General features: G+C 70.8%; 23 protein-coding genes and 2 tRNA genes. 16 read left to right on the top strand and 9 right to left on the bottom strand.

The window, feature by feature from the left end; genetic code table 11:
- Window positions 1-3: 3 nt before the first annotated feature.
- The 6 genes from AC2CHE_RS06860 (at window position 4) to AC2CHE_RS06835 (ending at window position 2,667) form a co-directional block, all read left to right on the top strand.
- Window positions 4-915 carry a DUF3566 domain-containing protein gene (locus AC2CHE_RS06860; RefSeq protein WP_484504040.1) on the top strand — a complete coding sequence of 304 codons (912 nt, stop codon included), beginning with the start codon at window positions 4-6 and terminating at the stop codon, window positions 913-915.
- A 359-nt stretch (window positions 916-1,274) separates the two neighbouring features.
- Window positions 1,275-1,348 (top strand) — tRNA-Ile (locus AC2CHE_RS06855).
- Between the two features lie 44 nt (window positions 1,349-1,392).
- The gene (locus AC2CHE_RS06850; protein WP_484504039.1) at window positions 1,393-1,521 is read left to right on the top strand and encodes a DLW-39 family protein; all 129 of its coding nucleotides are present in this window, start codon (window positions 1,393-1,395) and stop codon (window positions 1,519-1,521) included.
- A gap of 37 nt (window positions 1,522-1,558) precedes the next feature.
- Window positions 1,559-1,631 (top strand) — tRNA-Ala (locus AC2CHE_RS06845).
- 209 nt (window positions 1,632-1,840) lie between these two features.
- The gene (locus tag AC2CHE_RS06840; RefSeq protein WP_484504038.1) at window positions 1,841-2,140 is read left to right on the top strand and encodes a hypothetical protein; all 300 of its coding nucleotides are present in this window, start codon (window positions 1,841-1,843) and stop codon (window positions 2,138-2,140) included.
- Window positions 2,137-2,667 carry a DUF6036 family nucleotidyltransferase gene (locus AC2CHE_RS06835; protein WP_036345383.1) on the top strand — a complete coding sequence of 177 codons (531 nt, stop codon included), beginning with the start codon at window positions 2,137-2,139 and terminating at the stop codon, window positions 2,665-2,667. Before AC2CHE_RS06840 ends, AC2CHE_RS06835 begins: the two co-directional genes overlap by 4 nt.
- 263 nt (window positions 2,668-2,930) lie before the next feature.
- Here AC2CHE_RS06835 and AC2CHE_RS06830 read toward each other — a convergent pair whose 3' ends face one another.
- The 3 genes from AC2CHE_RS06830 to AC2CHE_RS06820 form a co-directional block, all read right to left on the bottom strand.
- A complete protein-coding gene (locus tag AC2CHE_RS06830) occupies window positions 2,931-3,599 on the bottom strand; it encodes a hypothetical protein (RefSeq protein WP_484504037.1) in 669 nt (222 codons plus the stop codon).
- Between the two features lie 28 nt (window positions 3,600-3,627).
- Window positions 3,628-3,885, bottom strand: a complete 258-nt coding sequence (locus AC2CHE_RS06825) for a hypothetical protein (protein WP_484504061.1) — start codon at window positions 3,883-3,885, stop codon at window positions 3,628-3,630.
- Window positions 3,886-3,968: 83 nt separating this feature from the next.
- On the bottom strand, window positions 3,969-6,194 hold the full coding sequence (locus AC2CHE_RS06820) for a glycoside hydrolase domain-containing protein (RefSeq protein ID WP_484504036.1): 2,226 nt from the start codon (window positions 6,192-6,194) through the stop codon (window positions 3,969-3,971).
- Window positions 6,195-6,455: 261 nt separating this feature from the next.
- On the opposite strand from AC2CHE_RS06820, the gene AC2CHE_RS06815 reads away from it, so the two are divergent.
- Complete coding sequence (locus AC2CHE_RS06815) at window positions 6,456-7,448, top strand: L-threonylcarbamoyladenylate synthase (protein ID WP_484504035.1); 993 nt, start codon at window positions 6,456-6,458, stop codon at window positions 7,446-7,448.
- A gap of 15 nt (window positions 7,449-7,463) precedes the next feature.
- Here the strand turns inward: AC2CHE_RS06815 and AC2CHE_RS06810 are convergent, their stop codons facing one another.
- Window positions 7,464-11,972, bottom strand: coding sequence for an HAD-IC family P-type ATPase (locus tag AC2CHE_RS06810; RefSeq protein WP_484504034.1), 4,509 nt, complete (start codon window positions 11,970-11,972; stop codon window positions 7,464-7,466).
- A gap of 151 nt (window positions 11,973-12,123) precedes the next feature.
- Here AC2CHE_RS06810 and AC2CHE_RS06805 point away from each other — a divergent pair, with 151 nt between their 5' ends.
- The 3 genes from AC2CHE_RS06805 (at window position 12,124) to AC2CHE_RS06795 (ending at window position 13,484) form a co-directional block, all read left to right on the top strand.
- A complete protein-coding gene (locus AC2CHE_RS06805) occupies window positions 12,124-12,384 on the top strand; it encodes a hypothetical protein (protein WP_484504033.1) in 261 nt (86 codons plus the stop codon).
- Between the two features lie 247 nt (window positions 12,385-12,631).
- Entirely contained in the window at window positions 12,632-12,829 is a 198-nt protein-coding gene (locus AC2CHE_RS06800) for a hypothetical protein (RefSeq protein WP_484504032.1), read from the top strand.
- Between the two features lie 106 nt (window positions 12,830-12,935).
- Window positions 12,936-13,484 carry a YbaK/EbsC family protein gene (locus tag AC2CHE_RS06795; RefSeq protein ID WP_484504060.1) on the top strand — a complete coding sequence of 183 codons (549 nt, stop codon included), beginning with the start codon at window positions 12,936-12,938 and terminating at the stop codon, window positions 13,482-13,484.
- 54 nt (window positions 13,485-13,538) lie between these two features.
- On the opposite strand, the gene AC2CHE_RS06790 is transcribed toward AC2CHE_RS06795, so the two are convergent.
- The 4 genes from AC2CHE_RS06790 to AC2CHE_RS06775 all read right to left on the bottom strand — a co-directional run bounded on the left by AC2CHE_RS06790 (window position 13,539) and on the right by AC2CHE_RS06775 (window position 16,933).
- Window positions 13,539-14,174, bottom strand: a complete 636-nt coding sequence (locus AC2CHE_RS06790; protein WP_484504031.1) for a DsbA family oxidoreductase — start codon at window positions 14,172-14,174, stop codon at window positions 13,539-13,541.
- 51 nt (window positions 14,175-14,225) lie between these two features.
- Window positions 14,226-14,654: a SufE family protein gene (locus AC2CHE_RS06785; RefSeq protein ID WP_484504030.1), complete on the bottom strand. Its 429-nt coding sequence runs from the start codon at window positions 14,652-14,654 to the stop codon at window positions 14,226-14,228.
- A 36-nt stretch (window positions 14,655-14,690) separates the two neighbouring features.
- Complete coding sequence (locus AC2CHE_RS06780) at window positions 14,691-15,116, bottom strand: CBS domain-containing protein (protein WP_484504029.1); 426 nt, start codon at window positions 15,114-15,116, stop codon at window positions 14,691-14,693.
- A 74-nt stretch (window positions 15,117-15,190) separates the two neighbouring features.
- Window positions 15,191-16,933 carry a proline--tRNA ligase gene (locus tag AC2CHE_RS06775; RefSeq protein WP_484504028.1) on the bottom strand — a complete coding sequence of 581 codons (1,743 nt, stop codon included), beginning with the start codon at window positions 16,931-16,933 and terminating at the stop codon, window positions 15,191-15,193.
- Window positions 16,934-17,274: 341 nt separating this feature from the next.
- On the opposite strand from AC2CHE_RS06775, the gene AC2CHE_RS06770 reads away from it, so the two are divergent.
- Window positions 17,275-18,042: an SGNH/GDSL hydrolase family protein gene (locus AC2CHE_RS06770; RefSeq protein WP_484504027.1), complete on the top strand. Its 768-nt coding sequence runs from the start codon at window positions 17,275-17,277 to the stop codon at window positions 18,040-18,042.
- 393 nt (window positions 18,043-18,435) lie between these two features.
- A complete protein-coding gene (locus AC2CHE_RS06765) occupies window positions 18,436-19,326 on the top strand; it encodes a sulfurtransferase (protein ID WP_484504026.1) in 891 nt (296 codons plus the stop codon).
- Window positions 19,327-19,435: 109 nt separating this feature from the next.
- On the opposite strand, the gene AC2CHE_RS06760 is transcribed toward AC2CHE_RS06765, so the two are convergent.
- Window positions 19,436-20,053 carry a TetR/AcrR family transcriptional regulator gene (locus AC2CHE_RS06760; RefSeq protein WP_484504025.1) on the bottom strand — a complete coding sequence of 206 codons (618 nt, stop codon included), beginning with the start codon at window positions 20,051-20,053 and terminating at the stop codon, window positions 19,436-19,438.
- 107 nt (window positions 20,054-20,160) lie between these two features.
- Between AC2CHE_RS06760 and AC2CHE_RS06755 the strand changes: the two genes are divergently transcribed.
- The 4 genes from AC2CHE_RS06755 (at window position 20,161) to AC2CHE_RS06740 (ending at window position 24,696) form a co-directional block, all read left to right on the top strand.
- Window positions 20,161-21,312 carry an FAD-dependent oxidoreductase gene (locus AC2CHE_RS06755; RefSeq protein ID WP_484504024.1) on the top strand — a complete coding sequence of 384 codons (1,152 nt, stop codon included), beginning with the start codon at window positions 20,161-20,163 and terminating at the stop codon, window positions 21,310-21,312.
- 75 nt (window positions 21,313-21,387) lie between these two features.
- Window positions 21,388-22,014 carry a TetR/AcrR family transcriptional regulator gene (locus AC2CHE_RS06750; protein WP_484504023.1) on the top strand — a complete coding sequence of 209 codons (627 nt, stop codon included), beginning with the start codon at window positions 21,388-21,390 and terminating at the stop codon, window positions 22,012-22,014.
- 232 nt (window positions 22,015-22,246) lie between these two features.
- Window positions 22,247-23,614, top strand: a complete 1,368-nt coding sequence (locus tag AC2CHE_RS06745) for an acetyl-CoA carboxylase biotin carboxylase subunit (protein ID WP_484504022.1) — start codon at window positions 22,247-22,249, stop codon at window positions 23,612-23,614.
- Window positions 23,615-23,790: 176 nt separating this feature from the next.
- Window positions 23,791-24,696 carry a hydroxymethylglutaryl-CoA lyase gene (locus tag AC2CHE_RS06740; RefSeq protein ID WP_484504059.1) on the top strand — a complete coding sequence of 302 codons (906 nt, stop codon included), beginning with the start codon at window positions 23,791-23,793 and terminating at the stop codon, window positions 24,694-24,696.
- Window positions 24,697-24,756 lie beyond the last annotated feature (60 nt).

Below are 24,756 nucleotides of genomic sequence, written 5' to 3'. Positions count from 1 at the left end.
TGAATGACGGAGACACAGGCGAAGTCGGGGAACCCGGGGACCTCGGCCAACCCGGTCGACGAGGAGGCCGCGAAGAGCGGCACGCCAGCGACCGGCCGCGCGGCCGTGGGCCGGGCCACCGTCCCTGCCGACGCGCCTGCCCCGAAATTCACCCGAGCACCCGGTATGGCCCCACCTCCCGACAAGCCGACAGGCACACCGGAGGCCGACGCCGCCGAGGAGAAGTCGACCGAGGGCGGCAGCACCACGGAGGCCACCACGACATCCGTCGGTAAGCCTTTCCCCACCCCGTCGGCGGCTGCCTCGGCGGGCAAGCCCACCGTGGGCGCCACCGGGGTCCTACCGGCGGCCAGCACCAGCACGACCGGCACCCAGCCCCGGGTGACCGGGGTCGGTCCGAAGCCGGAGACCACCCGGCCGTTCGGGTCTGGCCGCCCGGCCAACGGTGGTGGGCTGCCGCCGGGGGTCAGCTCGGCGGTGGGCGCCGCACGGGTCGGTGAGGCGGTACGCGCGGCGCGTACCTCGGTGAGCTCGGCCGCCTCACGCGGGCCGCGCCGGGCCCGGCTGAACCTCAAGCGAATCGACCCGTGGTCGGTGATGAAGTTCGCCTTCGCGGTGTCGGTGGTGCTGTTCATCGTCATCGTCGTGGCGACCTCGGTGCTGTACCTGGCGCTGGACGCGATGGGTGTGTTCAGCAGCGTGAACGACAGCCTCGGTGACCTGGTCAACGCGGGTGGTGGGCAGAGCACCGACGGCTTCCAGATCACCGCACGTGGGGTGATCTTCAGTTCGGCGTTGATCGGCCTGGTCAACGTCGTGCTGTTCACCGCGCTGGCCACCCTCGGGGCGTTCGTCTACAACGTCTGCGCCGACCTGGTCGGCGGCATCGAGCTGACCCTCGCCGAGCGGGACTGACAGTTCTTCGACGCCGGTCCGTGCCGCCCTTCGCGGTGGTGCGGGCCGGCGTTTCCGGGTCCGCGCGGGATGCCGCATCTCGGGGCTTCCGGCGGCTGGGTTGGCCCCGGATGCCGCATGTGGGGGTCCCCGGCGGCCAGGTCCTCGCGGGATGCCGCATGTGGGCGTCTCCGGCGGCTGGGATTGCGCGGGATGTCGCGTCCAGCCGGAGGGTCCGTCAGGGGTGATGGCGGGCGGTTAACCCGGTGTACCGGCCCCTGGTGCTCGGGTAGGTTCAGAAGGCGACGCGGGGTGGCTGGCGGGCCCGCCCCGATTTGGGGGGCGCTGGGCGGATGGGTTAACCTTGCTCGTCGCTACGCGGGGCTATAGCTCAGTCGGTTAGAGCGCAGAGCTGATAACTCTGAGGTCGCTGGTTCGATTCCAGCTAGCCCCACCGCACATGGTCCGACGGCACGTCGAGCGTGAGGGGCAGCCCCGATGTTCAAGAAGCTGTTGATCCTGGTCGGTGTCGTCGGCGTGGCCGCGGTGGTGGCCAAGAGGGTCAAGGAAGCCAACGACGAGCGCGCCCTCTGGCACGAGGCGACCACCTCGCCGGACCTGCGTTGACGCCGTCCGCTCCGACCCGCGGCCGTAGCGCCGTGACGGGGCCCTAGCTCAACTGGCAGAGCACTGCCTTTGCAAGGCAGGGGTTAGGGGTTCGAGTCCCCTGGGCTCCACTTTGTTGATCTTTGATGCGAACCAGGCGATCGCAGCGCGTCGTGACGCTCTGGTCGGCTGCCCGACGCGGCTGGCTGGCCACGGATCCGCCGCCGAATGCGCTAGCGTCAAGGGAATGAAGAATCGCGCCGCGAGGTACGAGCCACTGACGGTGGCACGCCTAGGGGCTCTGCTCGTTGGATCCGACGAGACGCGCCGGTGGCGGCTGGTGGCAGAGTTCCTTGAGGAGTACCGATGGGAACCAGCCGAGATGCGCGCCGGTCTGCTGGACCAGGAACCGGCGTCCACCGGTGACGAGCACTGGGATGTGTTCCTCGCGGCATTGACCGAGCACTTGGCGGCCAAGGACGGGCGGGGTGCGCCGCCGTGGGTCGAGACGCGGTCGCTCCGGCGGTTCTGGTTCCCCTTCAACAGCCGTGCCGCCCGTGTCGATGCGGTGGTACACGCGCCAGCAGCATTCCGTCGTCGGGGCGTGTACGTGTCGGCGCAGGAGTTGAACGTCGCGTGAGCCTTGATGATCCACTGTTGGACCGCGCGGCGATCGAGGATGCCTTCCGCCGGCTCGGGGACCGGCTGTCGAGGCGAGGTGTGGTCGCGGACCTTTACATCTTCGGCGGGGCGGCCATGGCGTTGGCCTACGACGCCCGCCGGGCTACCCGTGACATCGACGCGGTGTTCCAACCCCATGGCATTGTGCTCGATGAGGCTCGTTCGGTAGCGGATGAACTCGGCCTGCCGCACTGGTGGCTCAACGAGCAGGCGAGCGCCTATGTCGCTCCGGGAGGCGACGCGACGGCTCCGCGCGTATTCGACCACCCAGGGCTGCGAGTGGCGGCGGCCTCGCCGGAACATCTGTTGGCCATGAAGGTGCTTGCCGCACGACGGAGGGACGCCGAGGATATCCACTTCCTGGTTAACCACCTCGGGTTGACCAGCGCGGAGCAGGTCCTCGCTCTGTGCGCGGAGATCTTTCCGGAGGAGGAGATCCCAGGCCGGGCGAGACTCGTGCTCGACGATGTCTTCGAGGACTCGTAGCTCCGTCATCGGGCTTCCGACGCCGCGCGGGGACGCCGCAAACGCAGCGGCAACAGCTCACCGGCGATCGTGGCGGTGTGGTTCGCATGGTGGTACCTCCGGCCCACCAGCATTTCCGTGGTTCGGCTGACCATGATCAACCCAACCGCCATCCCGTCCGCCGCTACGACGTCCACATCGCCAGCAGCAGCGCGACCGGGAAAGACGACCTCCTCGGAAGGCAGCCGACAATCCCCGGCCTCGCCGCACAGGTGAAGATCAAGCTAGCGGCGTTGCCGGCGAGCAAGGTCGGCCGCGCGGGTACGCCGGGAGCGGGACAATACGTCCACACCGATGCCCGCGCCTTCGCCGGGCGACGACTCCCATCCGCGGAGCTTGTCACCGATGGCCTTCACCCGCTCGTCGAGGGGACCGGCCGCGATGTAGAACAGCGACTCGTCCACCTCACGGTCGTCGCCGCCCCAGCGCACCAGGCCCTCGCAGTCGGCGAGGATGTCCCGCAGCACCAACTCCTGCAGGGGGAAGAAACCGCCCCTGGCGCGGGCGCCGGGCCGGATCCGCACCGCGGTACCGGAGGCCAGGTTGGACTCGGGGCTCCGCTTGCGGACCTTCTCCGCCGGGGTCCAGCCGACCAGGTCGTTCGGCCGGATCTCCTCGATCTCGTAGTGAAATCGGCGAATCGTGTGGAGCAGGATCGCTTCGACGTTGCCGATCCACACCGACACGCGCAGCCCTGTGCCGGCCACCGTCCGGGTCCACACCTGCGAATCGAGATCCGCGTTGGCTTGGATGGTCCACCCGTTCTGCGAGGTCGCCGGGCGCTTCTGCTTGCGGATCTCCCGGGCCGACGCGGGGGCGGCGGGCAGCACGGAACTGGCGGCTGCGGCGGCGCCCGTGACGGCGGCGGTTCGCAGAACGGTTCGCCGAGTCAACCGATAAATCATGATCTTGCCTTCCGGGTCATCGAAGCAGAATGATGCAGAACGGCACCAGGGACGCAGCCACGCAGGCAGGCCAGTAGCGGGATCCCGAGACGGCCACCCGGCTGCGGGCCCACATGTTGACCAGGCCCCAGATCGAGGCGAACCCGCCGAACGTCACGGCGGCCAGGAGCCACCAGATCAGCAGCCCATCGTTCTCGGTCGGTTCCGGCTGCGTCCATCCGAGGGCGGCCAGAGGCCCGTTGGACAGCGCGTACCAGATCAGGAACAGCGGCACGACGGCCAAGACCCCTAGGAGAAGGTTCACAGTTACCGCTACAAGGAGTCTTCGCATGTGCCCGATTTCGTCATCGATGCCCGCTATGCGCCACGGGAGAGCCTGTTGTAGTTCTCGAGGACGTTGTACAGGCCGGTCAGCTCGCGTCCGTACTGCTCGATCTTGTCTTTGTTGCTCACGGTCTTGTCACCGTTGTAGCGCTCCAGGATGAGCTGGATGTCGGTCATGCTCGTGGTGAGCGACGGGCGGGCGACCCCGACCTGGTGCGCGTTGTAGATCGTCAGGTAGGCCGCCGTCGCGATGTTGTAGTGCGGGTCCTGGAGACGATCCCACACCGCGCGCCGGTCGGTGCTCAGATTCAGTGGCGTGCCGTTGATGATGCCCTGTTCGATGCAGTAGTTGCGGGCCTCGATGGCCACCCAGGCGAAGATCTGCCCGTAGCCGGTGGAGGAGTCGTCCCGCAGCCCGTTGCGCACGAGGTCGTCGGTCATCGGATCGGTCGGATTCAGTTTGCGCAGCTCCCACAGGATCGGCGCCTGAATGAGTGCCTTGCGCAGCTTCAAGGCCCGGGCCAGGTTCGTGAACAGCCAGTCGCCCTCCATGACCCGCTCGAACGCGTTGGTCGTGGAGATCACGTTCCAGGTGACCCAGTCCCCGTCGAGCGTCCAGCCCTCGCCGCCGGTCTCCGGGACGCCGATTGACGTCAGGTAGGTCCGGACGTCCCTGAGCAGCGCCTCCTGGTACCGCCCCTTGTCGAGGTCCACATCCAGATCGTCGGTGTTGGGCCTCGGCGGGTCGAAGTCACCCTGAGCGGTGTCGCGACCCGAGGCGATGTTGTTGTCGATCTCGATCCGGCCGCTGCCGGACCCGATCGTCGTGGTGACGATCTGGTCGTACGCCCAGTTGGTTGGCAGCGGGTACCCGAGATTGCCCGAAAATCCGGACGACATGTCGGACACGAACGAGGTGACCGCGTATCCCGCGTCGGAGACCCGCTGGCAGACGTTACGGGGACCATAGATGCCCACCCGATAGCCGGAGAGTTCGCTGACGGTGCCGTGTACGCCCCGGAAGTACGGCAGGATGAACTCGGTGACCTCGGCATCCATTGCGTCGTAGTCGACCGCGAAGTAGATGGTCGATCCCGCCTTGAAACCGTGGATCCGGGCCCATTCGACGGCGTTGTTCGCGTCGACGCAGCCGCTAGAGTAACGGAAGTTGGTCGCGTCCCGGCCCCAGGTCTGGTAGATCGGGAAACACCGCAACCCGTACTGCTTGATCGTGGCGAGTTCGCCGGGCTGGATCGCCTTTTCTGGCAGGTCCGTCGAGGACGGGTTGTAGAGGTACCTGCCGATGTACTTGTGTCCCGCCGCTTTCAGCGCTGCCGCGCGATCCGGCGTGATCTTCGTCACGCCATCGCAGGCCTCACCCTTGCGAGTCTGGTCGCCGTGGGAGACCAGCAGCGACGCCCACGTCTGGAAGTCCCCGATCCCGGTCACGGGCAGTTTCACGAACGACTGGAAATCACGCACGGCGGCCTGCACCTCGGCGGTGAAGGTGCCGAACGACACGGGCCGTTTGTTGAGCAGCATCGCCGCGGTGAAGATCTCGGCCCAGGTGCCGACCGCGCCGAGCGACACCGGATGGGATCTCAGACCGGCCTGCGTACCCGGCCCGAACACACCGTTGGCCGTGCCGTCGGCCATGCCCAGCTCGTACTGGATCGCCAGCAACATCGACTTCGCTACGTCACGGGAGTGGTGACCGTCGCACGGTATGACGAAGTAGTCGCGGCGGTTGACGTACCGGCCGTTGAGCCACTGCTGGACGGAGCGGATCTGGCCCGATCCGTTGTTGACGGTGACATAGGCGTCCATGTTGAGGAGCGCCTTGACCACCTTCGGTTCGAGGGATCCACCGGGGTAGGCATAGGCGAGTCCCATGTCCTGCTTCAGCCGGATGACCGATTCCTGGACCCGGGCGCTGTAGATGCCGTCGATGCCGCCGCCGTCATAGCCCTTGCAGTACAGGGCCGACTGGAGGATGCAACCGAAGATCCACGACGGAACGGTGGAAGCGTTCAGACTCGGATACTTGCTCTGCAGCGTTGCCAACGTCGTGGGACCGAAGTTGTCCGACAGAGCGGTGATGCCCATCTCGTACTGCAGCGCCCTGGTCAGGGCGTACATCACGGGCCATCCGGTGCGGCCGTTCTCCTCAAGCTTCGATATGCCGAGCGTTGCGCCGTTGCTGTAGGTGCTGTTGATAAAGCGCTGTGCCCGAAGGACCATCTCGTCAACGTCAGCCATCTGCGTCCTTCTTCGAGGGGTGTGCGACAGCGTCCGGCCGCAATGGAGCCTGGCATCGATCGAATGATGTCACTGCCGTGACCGGGATCCTACAACGGGAGGAGATTTCGTGTTGTCCCGTCAGTTGTGCGTGGTCCGCGGAACGGTTCCAGGAAACTGAACCGTGCGCATCGTCGAATTCCGGCGTCTGGTGCCAGTCATCGGGCACCGCGCCGCCGGGGAGCGTGCTCCGGCCGACCAGCGGCAGGCTAGCGTCGAAGCGTGAGCACCGGAACTCCCCGCGTCCTGCCTGTCGACGGTGACCTCGGCGAGGCGGCCGCGGTGCTGCGTACGGGTGGGTTGGTGGCTTTTCCGACGGAGACCGTCTACGGGCTGGGCGCCAACGCGTTGGACGCGCGGGCGGCGGCCCGGATCTTCGAGGCCAAGCAGCGGCCGAGCTTCGATCCGCTGATCACCCATCTCGCCGACGTGGCGGACCTGGAACCGCTTGTCGGGCGGGTGCCGCCGGCCGTGGCGGCGCTGGCCGCCCGGTTCTGGCCGGGGCCGTTGACGCTGATCGTCAACCGACCGGAGCGGATCCCACCGATCGTGACCTCCGGGCTGGACAGCATGGCGGTGCGGGTGCCGGGCCACGAGCACGCTCGACGGTTGATCGCCGCTGCCGGGGTGCCGGTGGCCGCGCCAAGCGCGAACCGGTTCGGCCAGCTCAGTCCCACCCGCGCCGAGCACGTGGTGCACGGGCTGGGTGGAGCAGTGGACGTGGTGCTCGATGGTGGGCCGACCCGCTGCGGAATCGAGTCGACGATCGTGGACGCCCGAGGGGACCACCCGGTGGTGCTGCGGCTCGGTGCGTTGCCCGTGGAGGAGTTGGAGAAGGTGACCGGGACGGTGACGGTGCGGCCGGGTAGCTCGGGGCAGCCGGTCGCGCCGGGCACCTTGGCCGCGCACTACGCACCGCGTACGCCGTTGCGGTTGCTTCCTGGTACGGAGTCGGCGGGTGTCGGCGGTGCGGGGCGGGGGTATCTGGCGTTCCGGGATCGGCCGGCGGGCGGCTGGGCGGCGGTGGAGGTGCTCTCCGCCTCCGGTGACCTGACCGAGGCGGCAGCTCGCCTCTTCGACGCGCTGCATCGCCTGGACGGCGTCGGGGTTACCGAGATCGTCGCGGAGCCGGTGCCGGACGCCGGGGTGGGGCGGGCCGTCAACGACCGGCTGCGCCGCGCCGCCGCCACCTGGGATCCCGCCGCCCACCAGTAACAGCTCTGACGCCGGTCAGCCGTGGTGCGCAGCGGCTTCCCGTCCGCTGTCGGCCGACCGGCCGACGTGGGGCCGGTCGTCCGCTCGCCCGCCGTCGACCCCATCGCCGTCGTCCCGCCGGTTGCCGGCCCGCCCGTCCGTCTGTTCGCTATCGACCTGCGGGAATCGGGCGACGAGCTGGGTGAGAGCGCCGTTGGCGAGGGTGGCGCCGAGCGCCGACCCGGTGGCGATGGTCCAACCGACCGGGCCCAGCGGGGTGCAGCCGAAGAACTGGCTGAGCCCGGGGGTCTGCACAACTGCGGCCAGTACCCCGAAGGATGCGGCGGTGGAGGCGAGCACGGTCGGGCTGGTGCCGCCGGCCAGCACGGTCTGGCCGAGCTGGGTACCGACCAGGGAGACCAGGGCGACGGTGCCGGCGCGTCGCTGCGTGCCGGTGTAGCGGGCAAGTGTCCAGCCGGTGGTCGCACCGAGGGTGGTGGCGGCGGCGCGCAGCCCGATCTCCCGGGTCATGGTCTGGCCGAGTGAGCTGTCCGGGCCTTCCCGGAGCAGTCCGTCGGCGTGGTCGCCGCCGGGTGGCCGCACGGCGATGGCCAGCGCCGGCACCATGTCGGTGAGCAGGTTGACCAGCAGCAGTTGGCGTCCGTTGAGCGCGGCCCGGCCGGTGGCGGCGGCGGTCAGCACGCTGAAGGCGATCTCGCCGAGGTTGCCGCCGACGAGGATGCTCAGCGCGTGGCGGACCGAGGACCACATCGCCCGACCTTCGACCAGGGTGGCGATGATGGTTTCCAGCCGGTCGTCGGTGACCACCAGGTCGGCCGCGGCACGCGCCGCCGGGGTGCCCCGTTGACCGAGGGCGATGCCCACGTCGGCCAGCCGGATGGCGGGGGCGTCGTTGGCGCCGTCACCGGTCATCGCGACGGTACGCCCGCACTTCTGCAGTGCCTGGATGATGCGGACCTTGTGGGCCGGGGTGCAGCGGGCCACCACGTCGGTGACGGCGAGCCGCTCGGCGAGGGCGGTGTCGTCGAGTTGGTCGAGTTCGGTGGCGGTGACCACCTGCTGGGCGTTCCCGGCGCTGATGGTGGCGGCGATCGCCTCGGCGGTCGCCGGATGGTCACCAGTGATCATGATGGTGTGCACGCCCGCCTGGCGGATCCGGCGGACGGCCGGCGCGGCGCTGGCGCGTACCCCGTCGGCGATCGCCAGGAAGCCGGTGAAGACCAGGCCGTGTACGCCCTCGTCGGTGATGTTCGGGTCGGCGGCGGTGCACTCGGCGACGGCGAGGATGCGGTGTCCGGCACCGGCCCGTTCGCCGAGCAGCCGGTGCAGTTCGGCCCGGCCCGCGTCGTCGAGCGGCTCGTCGCGTCCGGCGACCCGGTTCGCGGCGCAGCGCGGCACGACCGCCTCCGGCGCGCCCTTCACACTGAGCAGCAACCCGGTGTCGGTTCCGCCGACGCTGGCGTGGTACCCGCGCGACGGTTCGAACGGCAGACCACCGGCGGCCCGCCAGCCGGGCGCGCCGTCCGGTTCGGTGACACCGGCGGCGCGGGCACCTCGCAGCACCGCCCGGTCGGTCTGCATGGAGAGTTCCTCGGGGTCGTCGGCCGCCGGGGTGGCCCGCAGCGCCGCAGCCAGGGTGCGTCGCAGCCGGTCGTCGAGTTGCTCCACGGGGGCGTACGAGTCGGCGTCACCCACCCCGACCAGCATCAGGTGACCCTCGGTGAGGGTGCCGGTCTTGTCGAAGCAGAGCACGTCGACCCGGCCCAGCGCCTCGATGGTGCGCGGGTTACGGACCAGTGCACCGTGCTCGGCGAGTCGTCGGGCGGCGGCCAGTTGGGCGGCGCTGACCAGGAACGGTAGTCCCTCCGGCACCGAGGCGACGGCCAGGTTCGCGGCGGTCGCGGCGGTCTGGGCCAGCGGTACGCCCCGCAGCAGCCCGGCGCCGGCCACCGCGACCGCCGACCCGGCGGCCATCGGGATCGCGGCGCGGGTCAGCTTGCCCAGCCGGGCCTCGACCCCGCTGACCGGCGGCGTCTGCCCGGCCAGGGCGAGACTGCGTCCGGCCTCGGTGCCGGCGCCGGTGGCCACGACCACGGCGTCGCCACGGCCGGCGGCGATGCTGGTGCCCTCGTAGACCATGGAGGCGCGCTCGGCCACGGCGGCGGCGACCACCGGCTGGTCGGTCTTGCTGACCGGCAGTGACTCGCCGGTCAGGGAGGACTCGTCCGCTTCCAGGCCGACAGAGGTCAGCACCCGGCAGTCGGCGGGTACCGCGTCGCCGGATTCGAGCACGATCACGTCGCCGGGGACGAGGTCGTCGGCGGATACCACCCGTTCGACGCCGTCGCGGCGGACCCGGGCGGTCACCGCCGAACGGGACAGCAGCTGCGCCAGCGACTTCTCGGTGTTGCGCTGGTGTACCGCGCCGACCAGCGCTGAAGCTCCGACGACCCCACCGACCAGGGCGGCGTCGACGAGCGAGCCGAAGCTGGCGGAGAGCACCGCTCCGGCGGCGAGCACCGGAGTGAGCGGGTTGGCCAGTTCGTCGACGAAAGCCCGGAGCAGCCCGCCCGGGCCGGCCGTCTCACCTGGGCGGTCGGCCTGTCGTCGCTGGGCTTCGGTCTCGGTCAACCCGTCGTGGCCCGTGCCGAGCTGGTCGATGACGGTGGGCACCGGCATCAGATGCCAGGCGGTGATCGCGGGTGCGGGCGCGACGGTGGCTTCGGTCAACCGACCGGCCCGCCACACGCCGTGGGCGAAGGCCAGGGCCGCCGCGCCGTTGACCGAGGCGAGCGTACGGCCGGGTAGCAGGGCCGGGTCGGCGGTGAAGGCACCGAGCGCGCCGAGACCGGTGCCGGCCAGGCCGATGCGCAGGTTCTGCGCGGTCATCCGCCGGGCCACCCCGGCCGCTTCGATGATCAGGGCGACGACCCGCAGATCGGTGCCGACCAGCAGATGCGCCCCCCACGGCGGCGGATCGTCGGCGTCGGCGAGGCCCAGCCCGCAGTCCGCTGCGGCGAGAGCGGTGCGGTCGCCGGAGACGAGCATCACCACCGCACCCTCCCGTTGCAGGGCGCGTACCGACTCGGTGAGCTGGTCGTCACCGGGCATCAGCGCGTCGGCGGAGGCGTGCCGCTGCGGGTCCCCGCCGGCGACGACGAGCCGCAGGCCGGCCTGCCGAGCGACGGCCGGCAGGGCTTCGACGCCGGGTGCCGGCTCGGGTGCGACCCGCAGTAGGGCCGCGAGGGTGTCGGCCTGGGCCAGACCGAGCAGAGTTCCGCCGCGTTGGCGTAGCCGCCGGCTTTCCTCGGTGTCGCCGGCCTCCCGCACGCCGAGCCGGTCCAGCGGGCCGAGCCGCCACCCGTCGAGCTGATGTACGTCGTTCGGTGCGGCCGGCTCGAAGAGGGCGAATGCCTGGGCGGCGACCTGGGACGTGTCGACGCCGGGAAGTGGCGCCAGATCGGCCAGGACGCCCCGGTCGGAACCGAGGATCCGGGCGTCCAGCACCAGCGTGTCGATGCGGTCGAGTTCGCGGAGCACGCTGCGGTCCATGGCGATGACGCCGCGTCGGGCGAGGATCCGGCCGAGTTGGGCCGCGTACCCCTCGCGTCCGCTGCCCGGTGCCTTGGGCAGCGCGGAGAGGCCCAGGGCGGCGGCCCGTTTCGGGCCGACCACGGGCGTCGCCGCAGCGAAGGCCGCCGCGCCACCGGCGAGCATCCGGTTCATGTACCGCTCGACGGAGCCGTCGGGTTTCGGACAGGGCCGGTCGAAGGCGGGGGTACGGGCGACGGCGCGATCCGGCTCGCCGGTGAGCCGGGGTTCGGCCTTCTCCCAGGCTCGTAGCTGGGCCAGCCCTTCGCCCCACTGGACGATCCGCTGTGCGCTGTCGAGCACTATCCCCGTCCAGCCGCCGGTGAGGCCCTGCACCACCGCCTCGGCGAGTGGGAAGAGAACCTCGGCGCGTGGATCGCGGCGTAGTCCCAGACCGGCGAGGGCGTGCAGCTTCGGGTGCAGGTCGATGGCGCTGAGCAGTCCGGAGACCTCACCGGGAACCGGGGTGACGGGCAGGATCCGGGTGGCCGCGGAGATGGTCAGGCCGAGCGCGTCGGAGGCGAGGGCGCCGAGGGTACGCGGGGTTCGTGGTCCTTCCTCGGGTGGGTGCGGCGGCGGGATCTCCGGATCCGGCTCGTGTGGGCAGGTGCGTTCGACGCGGGAGATGGTGGCGACCAGCTCGCGTACCTTCGGTCCCGGTGTGTCGACGGCGACGACCACCCGGCCGGAGGGGGCGTTCACCCGCGCCCAGGTGACTCCCGGCATCCGTTCCAGCGCCGCCTCGACCAGGCGGGCGAGGGTGTCGCCGCCGTCCTGGCAGACGCCGTGGACCTCGATGTGGTGCCGGCCGGGGCGGGACCACACCCGCCGGCTGGTCAGCCCGGCCGCCCGGGCGAGCCGGGTCGCGGTGGCACCGACGCGGCGGGAGGCGGCTTCCACCACCGGAGGTACTCCGACGGCGCCAAACCGCATTCTGCCTCCCACCGTTCGTGCCCGGCGGCCTGGCTTCCCGGCCGGACGTCCCTTATGCCCGGCCGAGCTGGGAAAAGTTTCCTGCTCGGCCGGGCATGGACGGCCGCGGCGGAGGAATCCGAGGTGGGCGTCGTCGCAACGGGGAGGCGAGATGAGTGCGTTGACACGACAGCTCAGTGGGACCCGGGAGTCGTTGCAGGTGTTCACCCGCCTGGTGAACGTGCCGTGGCTGGGGGAGGTGGCGGTGCCTCCGCCGGACAAGCTGACCTACTACGCCGGCATCGGTGTGTTGACCGTGCTCCAGGTGATCGAGTGGCCATTGGCGCTGGTGATCACCGCCGGGCACCTGCTGGCCGACCAGCACCTGTCCGGGCTGGCCAAAGGGCTAGGCGAGGCGCTGGAATCCGCCTGAGGTAAGCCGCGTCACTCTTGACCTGAAGGCAGGTTGAGGTCCGAGGCTTGCTCGTGGGGCGGGGGTGAGCGCCGCACTGCTGTACATCGGGGGCCAGCAGCGTGGTGCCGCCGCCGCGTCGCTTCGGGGTAGCTCATCGACGAGATGCCGCGCCTGTCCAGCAAACTCGGCCCGGTCATCGACACGTACGGGCGAACGGCGACGCGATGACACCTGCTCGGGTTCACGTTCGCCCTAACGTCGAGCCATGCTCAAGTTCGTCATCACCAGCCTCCTGTACGTCTGCGGGTTCGTCTTCCTCTACGGAGTGATCCGACTCTCGGTGCGGCACGCGATGGAGGACATTGAGGTGCGCCGCGTTCAGGCCGTGCGGGCGGAGGAGATGGCCGCCTCCCGGGATCGGGCGATGCTGGAGCGGCACGGCTTCCTGACCAACGAGGGCTGACGGTGGGACGCCGGTCCAGGCTCGGGCCCGGTGTCGGTCGGGGCACTGGTCCGGAAGCTGGTCCCGGTCCGCGTCGCGGGCTCCGGATGCGACGATCGAACGCGTGATGGGAACGCTGAAGACCGAGCCCGCTCGCACCCGTACCGACCTGTTGGCCGCGCCGGTCGCCGCCGCACTCGCCCAGTGGCCGGCCGACTCGCCGGTGGACGTCGACGCGGTGCAGGTAGCGCCGATCGACGCCGACCTCGCCGACACCGCGGCGTTCTGTGCGGCGTACGACGTCGGGCTGGACGAGTCGGCCAACTGCGTGGTCGTGGCCGGTAGGCGCGAGGGGGTGACCCGGTACGCGGCCTGCCTGGTGCTCGCCACCACCCGGGCGGACGTCAACGGGGTGGCCCGCCGGGCGCTGGACGTCCGAAAGGCGAGCTTCGCGCCGATGGCCGACGCGGTGGAGTTGACCGGCATGGAGTACGGCGGGATCACGCCGATCGGGTTGCCGTTGCAGTGGCCGATCCTGGTCGACCCGCGGGTGGTGGACACGCCGTACGTGGTGATCGGGTCGGGCGTACGACACAGCAAGATCGCGCTGCCGGGCGCGGTGCTGGCCGGCCTGCCCGGCGCCCGGGTGGTGGAGGACCTGGCCAGGCCGACCTGATCGTCGACATGCATCGATGTCGTTGCACGTGAAACATCGACGACGTCGATGCCGTCAGTGTGCGGCGGCCTCGCGCTGCTCCACCTCGGCGAGGGCCGCGAGCAGGGTGGCTGGTTCCTGCGCCCCGGTGACCCCGTATTTGCCGGCGAGCACGAAGGTGGGCACGCTGGTCACCCCGAGCTGGCGGGCGGCGGCCAGTTCGGCCCGCAACTCGTCGACCCCTTCGTCGGAGTCGAGGAAGCGGCGGACGTCGTCGCCGTCCAGCCCGATGCTCGCGGCCACCCCGGCCAGCGCCTCACGGGAGCCGATGTCGACGCCGTCGGTGAAGTGGGCCCGGTGCAGCGCCTCGACCATCTCCCCGTCGCGGTCCCGCCGACCGGCCCAGGTGGTCAGCCGGTGCGCGTCGAAGGTGTTGGCCGCGATCGCCCGGTCGTAGCGCAACTCCAGACCGACGCTCGCGCCGACCTCGACGACCCGGGCGACCATCTGCCGGGCCTGCTCCTGGCCGCCGAACTTCTCGGCCAGCACGTCCAGCATCGGGCGCGGCGACGGGACCGGTGACGGGTCCAACTGGAAGGGCCGGTGCCTGATGGCCACCTTGCCGTCGTACGACGCGAGCGCCTCGGTGAATCGGCGGCGGCCGATCCAGCACCAGGGGCAGACCACGTCGGCGTAGATGTCGATCTCCATGACCGGAGACAACCCGCTGGCCGGCAGGTCTCTTCCCGACTGCCGCCCAGGTCACACCGTCTGTTCGCGGACCTGCCGCTTGAGCCGGGCGAGGATGGCGGTGCCGCCGCGTACCCGCAGTGGGCTGATCGCCTGCGCCAGGCCCATCCGCTGGTACAGGTCGTCCGGTACGGCGAGGACCTGTTCCGGGGTGGCACCGGCCAGCCCTTCGGCGAGAATGCCGGCGAACGCCCGGGTGGTGGGTGACTCCGGTGGGCAGTCGAACAGGGTGTCGACGGTGCCCTCGGGCCTCACCTCGGCGCGCAGGAAGAACGGAGTCTGGCACTCCACGACCTGCTCCATGCCCTCGTGGCCGGGGTGCCCGGCGGGCAGCGGCGGCACCGCGTCGGAGTACTCCAGCAGCATCTCCAGCACCACGTCGCGTGGCGCATCGGCGAACTCGTCGACGATCTCGGCCAGCTTGCTCGGCATCTCGGGCATCCCGCCAGGCTACCGCCGCCGCCCGGCGGTCCTTCCTCACACCGTGGGCGACTGCTCGCTGATCTCGCTGAGCGCCGAGGTGGGGTCGAGCTGCATGGCGAGGTCGCCGAGGGAGACGATGCCGACCAGCTTCCGCTCGTTGTCGCAGACGAGGACGCGCCGAATGCCACGTTCGCGCATCAGCGACGCGGCCTCACCCGCGGTGCAGTACTGCTCGATCATCACGACCTCGCGGGTGACGATCGAACCGATGGTGGTGGTGCTGGCGTCGGCGTTCTCCGCCACCGCGCGTACCACGATGTCGCGGTCGGTCAGGATGCCGGCGAGATTCGCGCCGTCGGTGACGACGACGTCGCCGATGTCGGCCTCCTTCATCACCCTGGCCGCCTCGTCGAGGGTGGTCTCCGCCGGCAGGTAGATCACCTGCCGGGTCATCACGTCAGCGACCCGGTAACCGGTCATGAGAGCCCTCCAGAGCAAGTCGAGCCGATCAGGATGCGTTACCCCGTCACCTGACGGCTACACCATGTTTCCGCCTACCCGTTCAACAGTTTCTCCAGCAGGTCCGCCACGGGTAGTTCGGTGCGCTCCCCGGTCGCCCGGTCGCGCAACTCGACGTACCCGTCGGCCAGACGGCGTCCGACCACGACGGTGCGCGGAATGCCGATCAGCTCGGCGTCGGTGAACTTCACCCCGGCGGAGACGGCGGTCCGGTCGTCGACAAGCACCCGCAGGCCCGCGTCGGCGAGCCGGGCGCCGAGGTCGAGCGCCGCGTCGAGCTGCGGACCCTTGCCGGCCGCCACCAGGTGTACGTCGCACGGCGCGACAGCCGTCGGCCACACCAGTCCCCGATCGTCGTGGTGCTGTTCGGCGATAGCCGCCACCGCCCGGGACACGCCGATGCCGTAGCAGCCCATGGTGGGCCGGACCGGCTTGCCCTGCGGACCGAGCACGTCCACCGCGAAGGCGTCGGTGTAGCGGCGACCGAGTTGAAAGATGTGCCCGATCTCGATGCCCCGACGCATGGTCAACTGGCCGGTGGCACAGGCCGGACAGGGGTCACCGGGACGCACCTCGGCGGCCTCGACCGTGCCCTCGGGGGTGAAGTCCCGGCCGCACACCACGTTCGTGGCGTGCCGGCCCGGCTCGTTCGCCCCGGTCAGCCAGGCGGTACCCGGCACCACCCGGGGGTCGACCAGGTAGCGGACGCCGAGCTTGTCGAACACCTGTGGCCCGAGGTAGCCCCGCACCAGTTCGGGGTGCTCGTCCCAGCCGTCGAAGACGTCAACGGTGGCCGGCGCCAGCGCGGCGGCCAGCCGTTTCAGGTCGACCTCCCGGTCGCCGGGCAACCCGACCACCAGCAGCTCCGGCGCTTCGGCGCCCGGCCGGCGTACCGTCAGCACCACGTTCTTCAGGGTGTCGGCGGCGGACCAGTCGTCCCGCCCGGCCAGCCGGTGATCGTTGGCGAGCGCGACCAGGCTGGCGATGGTCGGCGTCTCGGGGGTGTCGTGTGCCTCGATCGCCGGCTGCGCCTGCGGGTCGCCGGCGACCGGTGCGGGCGTGGTCACCGCCTCGGTGTTGGCCGCGTAGTGGCAGTCGGTGCAGCCCACGTAGGTGTCCTCGCCGACCGGCGTGGCGGCCAGAAACTCCTCGGACGCGGAGCCGCCCATCGCGCCCGACACCGCGTGCACCACCGTGTGGTCGAGGCCGAGCCGGTCGAAGATCCGCTGGTACGCCGCGCGGTGCCGGCCGTACGCGGCCCGCAGGCCCGCGTCGTCCAGGTCGAAGGAGTACGCGTCCTTCATCAGGAACTCGCGCCCGCGCAGCAGACCAGCACGGGGGCGGGCCTCGTCGCGATACTTGGTCTGGATCTGGAACAGCGTCACCGGAAGATCGCGGTACGAGGTGAACAGCTCCTTGACCAGCAGCGTGGCCAACTCCTCGTGGGTCGGCGCCAGCAGGTGCTCGGCGCCGCGCCGGTCGGCCAGGGTGAAGATGTCGTCGCCGTACTCGGTCCACCGTCCACTTGTGCGGTAGGGCTCGGCGGGCAGCAGCGCCGGAAAGTGGACTTCCTGGTTGCCGATCGCGGTCATCTCGGCCCGCACGATCTCGGTGACCCGCTCCAGCACCAGCCGGCCCAGCGGCAACCAGGTGTAGCCGCCCGGTGCCGCCCGCCGGATGTATCCGGCCCGCAGCAGCAGCCGATGGCTCGGCACCTCCGCATCGGCCGGATCCTCGCGCAGGGTCCGAATCAACGACGTCGACATCCGCAGCATCACCCCCGCACCCTAGAACCCCACCCCCCACCCCACCGATCCATTTATGCGGCGAATCTTGGTGCGGCTGCGCCCTCATAGGGGCGTCCGCGCACCAAGATCTGCGAAAGCGGCTCCGTTGACGGCCTGCGCCGGCCGCTGCCGCACGGCCTGGCTCGGAAGCCCACGCCGACGGTGGAGGTCGGGTGGCTGCGGCGGGCGTACCGGGGCGCCACAACTCCGAGGGTGTCGATGACGTCCGCCACGTTCGGCCGCACGGGGCACCACCACGAGGGTGGCCGATGTAAAACTTCCGGTGGTAGGCAGGAGTTCCTTGCCTACTCGCACGTGCAGAGGAGTGAGCAGTGCGCTGGCGCAGTTACGTCGCGGTCGGGGACAGCTTCACCGAAGGTCTGGACGACGCCTACCCGGATGGCAGCTTCCGGGGCTGGGCGGATCTGGTGGCCACCCGGCTCGCCGCCGATGTCGGCCCCGACTTCGCGTACGCCAACCTGGCCATCCGGGGGCGGACCTTTCCGAGTGTGGTGGCCGAGCAGGTGCCGGCGGCCCTGGCGATGAAGCCCGACCTGGTCAGCTTCGCGGCGGGCGGCAACGACGTGCTGCGGCGTAGCTTCGACCCGGACGCCCTGGTCACCCGCTTCGACGAGGTGGTCGGCCGGCTGCGCAGCCGGGGTGCCGACGTGCTGCTGTTCCGGTTCGCCGGCCTGATGGCGCGGCTGCCCGGCCAACGGCTGATCGCGCCCCGGGTAGCCCTGCTCAACCGTGCTGTCGGGGAGACCGCCGAACGGCACGGCGCCATCCTGGTCGACCTGTACGCCGACGACACGTACCTGCACCCGATGCTCTGGAGCACCGACCGGCTGCACCTGTCCCCGGCCGGGCACCGCCGCGTCGCCGGCCAGGTGTTGGCCGCCCTCGGCGTCGGCTGCGACGAGGAATGGCTGCTGGTCCCGCCGAACCCGGAGCCCACCCCCTGGCTGTTGGCCCGCACCGCCGACCTCCGCTGGGCCGGTCAACATCTGGCCCCCTGGGTCAAGCGCCGCCTTACCGGCCGCTCCTCCGGCGACACCCGCACCGCCAAACGCCCCACCCTCACCCCCCTGACCGACTGACCCCCACTCCGCCCCGATCTCCGCGACGCTGAGCTCGGCCAGGTGGTGCAGGACGATCGCCGGCGTTGGGTGGCGGGCAGGATGGTGAGCGCCGCCAGCAGCATCACCCGGTCCGGGTTCGGGCCGGGCACGTGCTCCTCCCGCTGCCGGGCCAGGTGACGCACGGCGGTACGAATCCGACGGAGCCGGCTGGTGGCCAGGTTCCAGGCCACCCGCTGGAAGTGCGACTGGTAAGACTCGCTGAAGTCCACCGGCGGTGGTTCGGCCCCTGGTGGCGCTGCGGTCATGTCGGTCCTCGTGTTCGGCGGCAGTCAGGAGCGTCACGCCCGGCGGACCACATCCGCTGCACCCGATTCCCGTTGGCCGGCCGAAGCCCGGCGTACTTTGGGGACCATGTCTGTGCCGAACGATCCCGATCCCCGACTCCAGTCGTACGCGGACCCGCAGCGACTGGTCACCACCGACTGGCTGGCCGACCATCTGGGCGACGACGGTCTCGTGGTGGTCGAGTCCGACGAGGATGTGCTGCTCTATGACAGCGGCCACATCCCGGGTGCCGTCAAGGTCGACTGGCATCTGGAGCTGAACGACCAGGTGACCCGGGACTACCTGGACGCCGAACGGTTCGCCGAACTCTGTGCCGCCAAGGGCATCGGCCGTGACGACACGGTCGTCTTCTACGGCGACAACTTCAACTGGTGGGCCGCGTACGCCCTCTGGGTCTTCACCCTCTTCGGTCACCAGGATGTACGGCTGCTCGACGGCGGCCGGCAGAAGTGGATCACCGAGGGGCGTGAGCTGACCCGCGACAAGTCTGGTCGGCCCCGGGCGGACTATCCGGTGCCGCAGCGCAACGACGCGCCGGTACGGGCCTTCCGCGAGGAGGTGTCGGCGCATGTCGACGCCGGCCGGCCGCTGGTCGACGTGCGGTCACCGGGCGAGTACACCGGCGAGATGCTGCACATGCCGGACTACCCGCAGGAGGGTGCGCTGCGCGGCGGTCACATTCCGGGCGCGGTGAGCAAGCCGTGGAAGTCCGCCGCCAACGACGACGGCACCTTCAAGTCGGCCGACGAGCTGCGCGGCATCTACGCCGACCAGCTCGGCCTGACGCCGGACGACGACGTGATCGCGTACTGCCGGATCGGCGAACGCTCCAGCCACACCTGGTTCGTCCTGCGCCACCTGCTCGGTTACCCCAGGGTGCGCAACTACGACGGCTCCTGGACCGAGTGGGGCAACCTCGTACGCGCCCCCGTCGTCAAGGGCCCCGACCCGCGGTGACGCAGTGTTGATCATGAGGTTAGCGGCCGGAATGAAGATCAACTATGCCGCTAACCTCATGATCAACGGGGCGGGGCGATCAGCGCAGGGGAGCGATCAGCGCAGGGGGTCAGTGGGGGGCGGGGTGCGTGAGGTAGTGCTGGATGGTGGGGGTCAGCCAGGCGATCAGCTCGGCGGGGGAGATGTCGACCATCGGGGGTAGGCGCAGGACGTAGCGGGTCAGGGCGACGCCGAGCAGTTGGCTGGCGACCAGTCCGGCCCGCCGTGGGGCCTCGGCGGGGTCGGCGACCACCCGGCCGACCGCCACGCCGAGCTGGGTGGCGAAGATGTCGCGTACCCGCTCCGCCCCGCTCGGGTTGGTGCTCGCCGTGCGCAGCAGCGCCGGCAGGGTGGAATCGCCCTCCCACCGAGTGAAGAAGTAGCTGACCAGCGCCGTGCCAAGGCGATCAACCGGCACGTCGCTCAGGTCGGGCAGCCGCAGATCGAACTCGGCCGCCGTGGCGAACAGGTTCTCCTTGCTGCCGTAGTACCGCATCACCATCGACGGGTCGATCCGCGCGTCCGCGGCGATGGCCCGGATCGTCGCCCGGTCGTACCCGTCGGCGGCGAAGCGGTTCCGGGCGGCCCGCAGGATCGCCGCGCGGGTCGCCTCCGAGCTGCGGCGTCCGCCACCGGCCGTCCGCTCCGCGACCGGTTTCGAAGCCCGTTCGGGTACGCCCTCCGTCATGTGGCCGACGGTATGCCAACGGCTGTTGACTTCTCAATCCGGGGCGGCCTAACGTTGCCAACAGGCGTTGGCCAACACTTGTTGGCATACCCTCGGAGGTGGTCGTCATGCTGCCCGAACGAACTGACGTACTGGTCGTCGGCGCGGGTCCGACCGGGCTCACCGCCGCACTCACCCTGGCCCGTCGAGGGGTTGAGGTGACCGTCGTCGACCAGCGGGAGAAGCCGGCGGTGACCTCGCGGGCGGCGGTGGTGCACGCGTACACCCTGGAGGTGCTCGACCGGATCGGAGCCGGCGAGACGCTGGTGACCCGAGGGCTGCGGTCGGCGCGGTTCAGCGTCCGCGATCGGGACCGGGTGCTGGTCACCGTGCCGTTCGGCGGGTTGCCCAGCCGGCACCGGTACGCGCTGATGGTGTCCCAGTCGGTGACCGAAGAGGTGCTCGCCGACCGGCTGGCCGAGGCCGGCGTGCGGGTGCTGCGTCCGTACCGGCTCACCGGCCTGCGGCGCGACGGCGAGGGCGCGGTGGCCGACCTCGACGGCACCATCGTGCACGCCCGATGGGTGGTCGGCGCCGACGGCATCAACAGCAGCGTCCGCCAGTTGGCCGGCATCGCGTTCACCGGGCCGGCCGACTCCGAGGAGTCGTTCGTGCTGGCTGACGTACGGGTCGACAGCGGCCTGCCCCGCGACGGCGCGTCGATCTTCCTCGCCCGGGGCGGGCCACTGGTCTGGGCGCCGCTGCCCGACGGGCGGGTACGCCTGGTCGCCACCGTCACCGATCCGCCCGCCGAGCCGGACGTGAGCTACCTGCAACGCCTGCTCGACGAGCGCGGCCCCCGGCAACGGCCGGACCGGGTGCGCGAGGTGCTCTGGTCCTCGCGTTTCCGCCTGCACCGACGGGTCGCCGGGGCGTTCCGCTCCGGGCCGGTGCTGCTGGCCGGCGATGCCGGGCACGTGCACAGTCCGGCCGGCGGGCAGGGCATGAACCTCGGCATCAGCGACGCGGTCGACCTCGGCGAGACCCTGGCCGACGTGCTCGCCGGAGCGGCCGAGACCCGGCTGGACGAGTACGCGGCCAGACGTCGGCCGCTGGCACACGAGGTGGCCGGATTCGCTGACCGACTGACCCGCCTCGCCACCGTGCCGCCCGCCGCCCGGCCGGCCCGGGACCTGCTGCTAGGCCTGATTTCGATGCTGCCGCCGGTGCGGCACCGGATCGCGCTCCGGCTCTCCGGCATCAGCCAACGCCCGACGTGAGTCGACGTTCCCGGTAGTCGGACTGGCGGGTAACCACGGCCCCACGCTGTCGACAGTCGGGTCTACGCTGGCCCGGTGACGGTGGAGCAGCAGGCCCGGGGCGCGAATGGCGGGGCCACGGGGGCGGGACGACGCCGATCCCGCAAGGACGAGATTCTTGAGATCGCGGTGGGTCTGTTCGCCTCGCGGGGCTACCACGGTGTGTCGATGGACGACATCGGCGCGGCTGCCGGTGTGACCGGCCCGGCGCTCTACCACCACTTCGCCGGCAAGGAGGCGATGCTGGTCGCCGCGCTGACGCCGGTGAGTGAGGGGCTGCTCGACGGCGGACGGCAGCGCTCCGCCGCCCACTCCGGCGACCCGCGCGCTTCGCTGGAGTCGCTGATCGACTTCCACGTGGACTTCGCGCTCGCCAACCCGGCCGTCATCGCGCTGCACCTGCACGAGCTGGATCGGCTGCCGGAGGAGCCCCGGCGGCGCATCCGCCGACTTCAGCGGCTCTACGTCGAGGAGTGGGTGACGGTGCTGACCGCCCTGCATCCGGGGCTGCCCGACGGTGAGGCGCGGGTGTTGGCACACGCCGCGTTCGGTCTGATGAACTCCACTCCGTTCCTCGGTGGCGAGGTCGATCACCGGCGTCGGGCCGAGTTGCTGCGCGCCGCCACACTGGCCGCGCTGCTCGCCCCCACCGAGCCCGCCTGACCCGTCGCCGTCCGGCCGTCCTGGGCTGACCCGGCCAGGACCGGTGTGCTTCATCACCTCGCTGCTCGCCGCCACCGGCCGAGGAGCCGACCCGGCGCGTCCGCGCTCGCCGCCGCTCGGACACCGCGCTCAGGCCCATCTCTGCCGCAGGCGTTGAGCGGGGGCACTTCCTCGCACCCGGGGCGGCGTGGTTCCCTAGCACGCGATCCCACCATCTGGACGCGGAGGAACCATGATCGAGTCGCTGCTGGTCGCCAACCGGGGCGAGATCGCCCGCCGGATCGTCCGTACCGCCCGGCGGCTCGGGGTACGGGCGATCGCGGTGCACTCGGAGGCCGACGCCGACCTGCCGTTCGTCGCCGAGGCCGACGAGGCCGTCTGCGTCGGGCCGGCCAACCCGGCACAGAGCTACCGCAACACCGAGGCGATCCTCGCCGCCGCCCGGTCGACCGGCGCGCAGGCGATCCACCCCGGTTACGGCTTCCTGTCGGAGAACGCCGACTTCGCCCGTACCGTCGAGGCCAGCGGGCTGATCTGGGTCGGACCCGGCGCGGACGCGATCAGCGCGATGGGCGACAAGATCAATGCGCGGAACCTGATGGCGGCGGCCGGCGTGCCGGTGGCGGCCGGGACCACCGAGCCGGCGGCCGACCTGACGGCGGCGGTCGCGGCGGCGGCGGAGATCGGCTACCCGGTGATGGTGAAGGCCGCTGCCGGTGGCGGCGGCATGGGCATGGGCGTGGCGCTCGACGAGGCCGCGCTGCGCACCGAGTACGACAAGGTGCGGGCCTTCGCGGAGCGGATGTTCGGTGACGGCTCGGTGCTGCTGGAGCGGTACTTTTCCCGGGTGCGCCACGTCGAGGTGCAGATCCTCGGCCTGGCAGACGGTCGGGTGCTGGCGCTGGGCGAGCGGGAGTGCTCGGTGCAGCGGCGTAACCAGAAGCTGGTGGAGGAGTCGCCCTCCCCGGCGGTCTCGCCGGAACTACGCTCTCGCCTGCTGGCTGCGGCCGTGCGAGCGGGTGAGGCGGTCGACTACCGCAACGCCGGCACTGTCGAGTGCCTGTTGGTTCCGCGTCAGCGGGACTTCGAGGGGGATGGCTCCGGCGCTGACGAATTCTTCTTCCTGGAGATGAACACCCGGCTCCAGGTGGAGCACCCGGTGACCGAGCTGGTGCACGGCATCGACCTGGTGGAGGAGCAGCTGCGGGTGGCCGCCGGCCTGCCGCCCACCTTCGACCCGGCCGCGCTGACCTCGCGCGGCCACGCCATCGAGCTGCGGGTCAACGCCGAGGACCCGAAGCGGTTCCTGCCCGGCCCGGGAACGATCAAGACCTGGGTGGAGCCGACCGGCGAGGGGGTACGCGTCGACTCCGGCTACGCCGAGGGGAACACCGTCACCCCGTTCTACGACAGCCTGATGGCGAAGCTGATCGTGCACGGCTCGGACCGGACCGAGGCCATCGCCCGCGCCCGCGCCGCAGTGGCCGCCTTCGACCTCGCCGGCCCCAAGCACAACCTTCCCTTCTTCGCCGAGCTGCTGGAGAACGAGGAGTTTCTCTCCGGCAACTACGACACCACAATCGTCTCCCGCCTCCGCTGACCCCTGCCCCGCGGTCAATTGATCATGAAGTAGTTGTGCCTCGCCCGGCGTGTCGTGGGCAACAACATCATCATGATCACCGGAGGGCAAGTGGGTGAGGTGAGGTGCGGTGGGGCGTGACATGCTGGGGGTGTCAGGGGCAGGACGTGTCACAGCGAGGTGGCCGGGTGGCGGAGATGCCGGAGTACGTGTCCATTCGTGAGGTCGGGCCGCGCGACGGGTTGCAGAACGAGGCGCCGATCCCGGCCGACGCAAAGGTGCGGCTGCTCGACGCGCTCTCGCGTACGGGGGTGCGACGGATCGAGGCGGTGTCGTTCGTGCACCCTCGGGCGATCCCGCAGATGGCCGACGCCGACGAGGTGTGGCGACGGGCGCAGCGGGTGGACGGGGTGCGTTACTCGGCGCTGGTGCCGAACACTCGCGGCGCGCAGCGCGCCCTGGCGGTCGGCTTCACCGAGATCGAGGTGGTCGTCTCGGCCAGCGACACGCACAACCGGCGCAACGTCAACCGCTCCACGGACGAGTCGCTGGACGACATCGCCGAGCTGATCGACCTGCTGCACGATGCCGGTGCCCGCGCCGAGGTGATCGTCGCGACCAGTTTCGGCTGCCCCTACGAGGGCGACATCGACCCGGCACGGGTGGTCGCCATCGTGGACCGGGTGGTCCGCGACGGCGCCGACCGCGTCGCATTCGGCGACACCACCGGCATGGGTACGCCCCGAAGGGTTCGTGACCTGCTCACCGCCGTCCGCGACCGCAACGCCGACATCCCGGTGCTGCTGCACTTCCACAACACCCGGGGCACCGCGTTGGCCAATCTGCTGACCGCCCTGGAACTCGGCGTCACCGAGTTCGACGCCAGCGTCGGCGGGCTGGGCGGCTGCCCGTACGCGCCCGGAGCCAGCGGCAACCTGGCCACCGAGGAGGCGGTGCACATGCTGCACGACATGGGCATCGACACCGGCATCGACCTGGCCGCCCTGATCGAGGTAGCCGAGCTGGCCGAGCACCTGACCGCCCGCACCCTCCCCTCGGGCGTCCTCCGCGCCGGCCCCCGCACCCGCCTAACCCCTCACTAACCCCCCACCCCCACCTGGGTTGATCATGAGGTTAGCGGCAATTTCGATCTTGAAATCTGC

The organism is Micromonospora sp. ATLC16 (assembly GCF_057196645.1).
The sequence above is the reverse complement of the archived record's forward strand: the minus strand, read 5'-3'. Positions and strand labels throughout refer to the sequence as shown.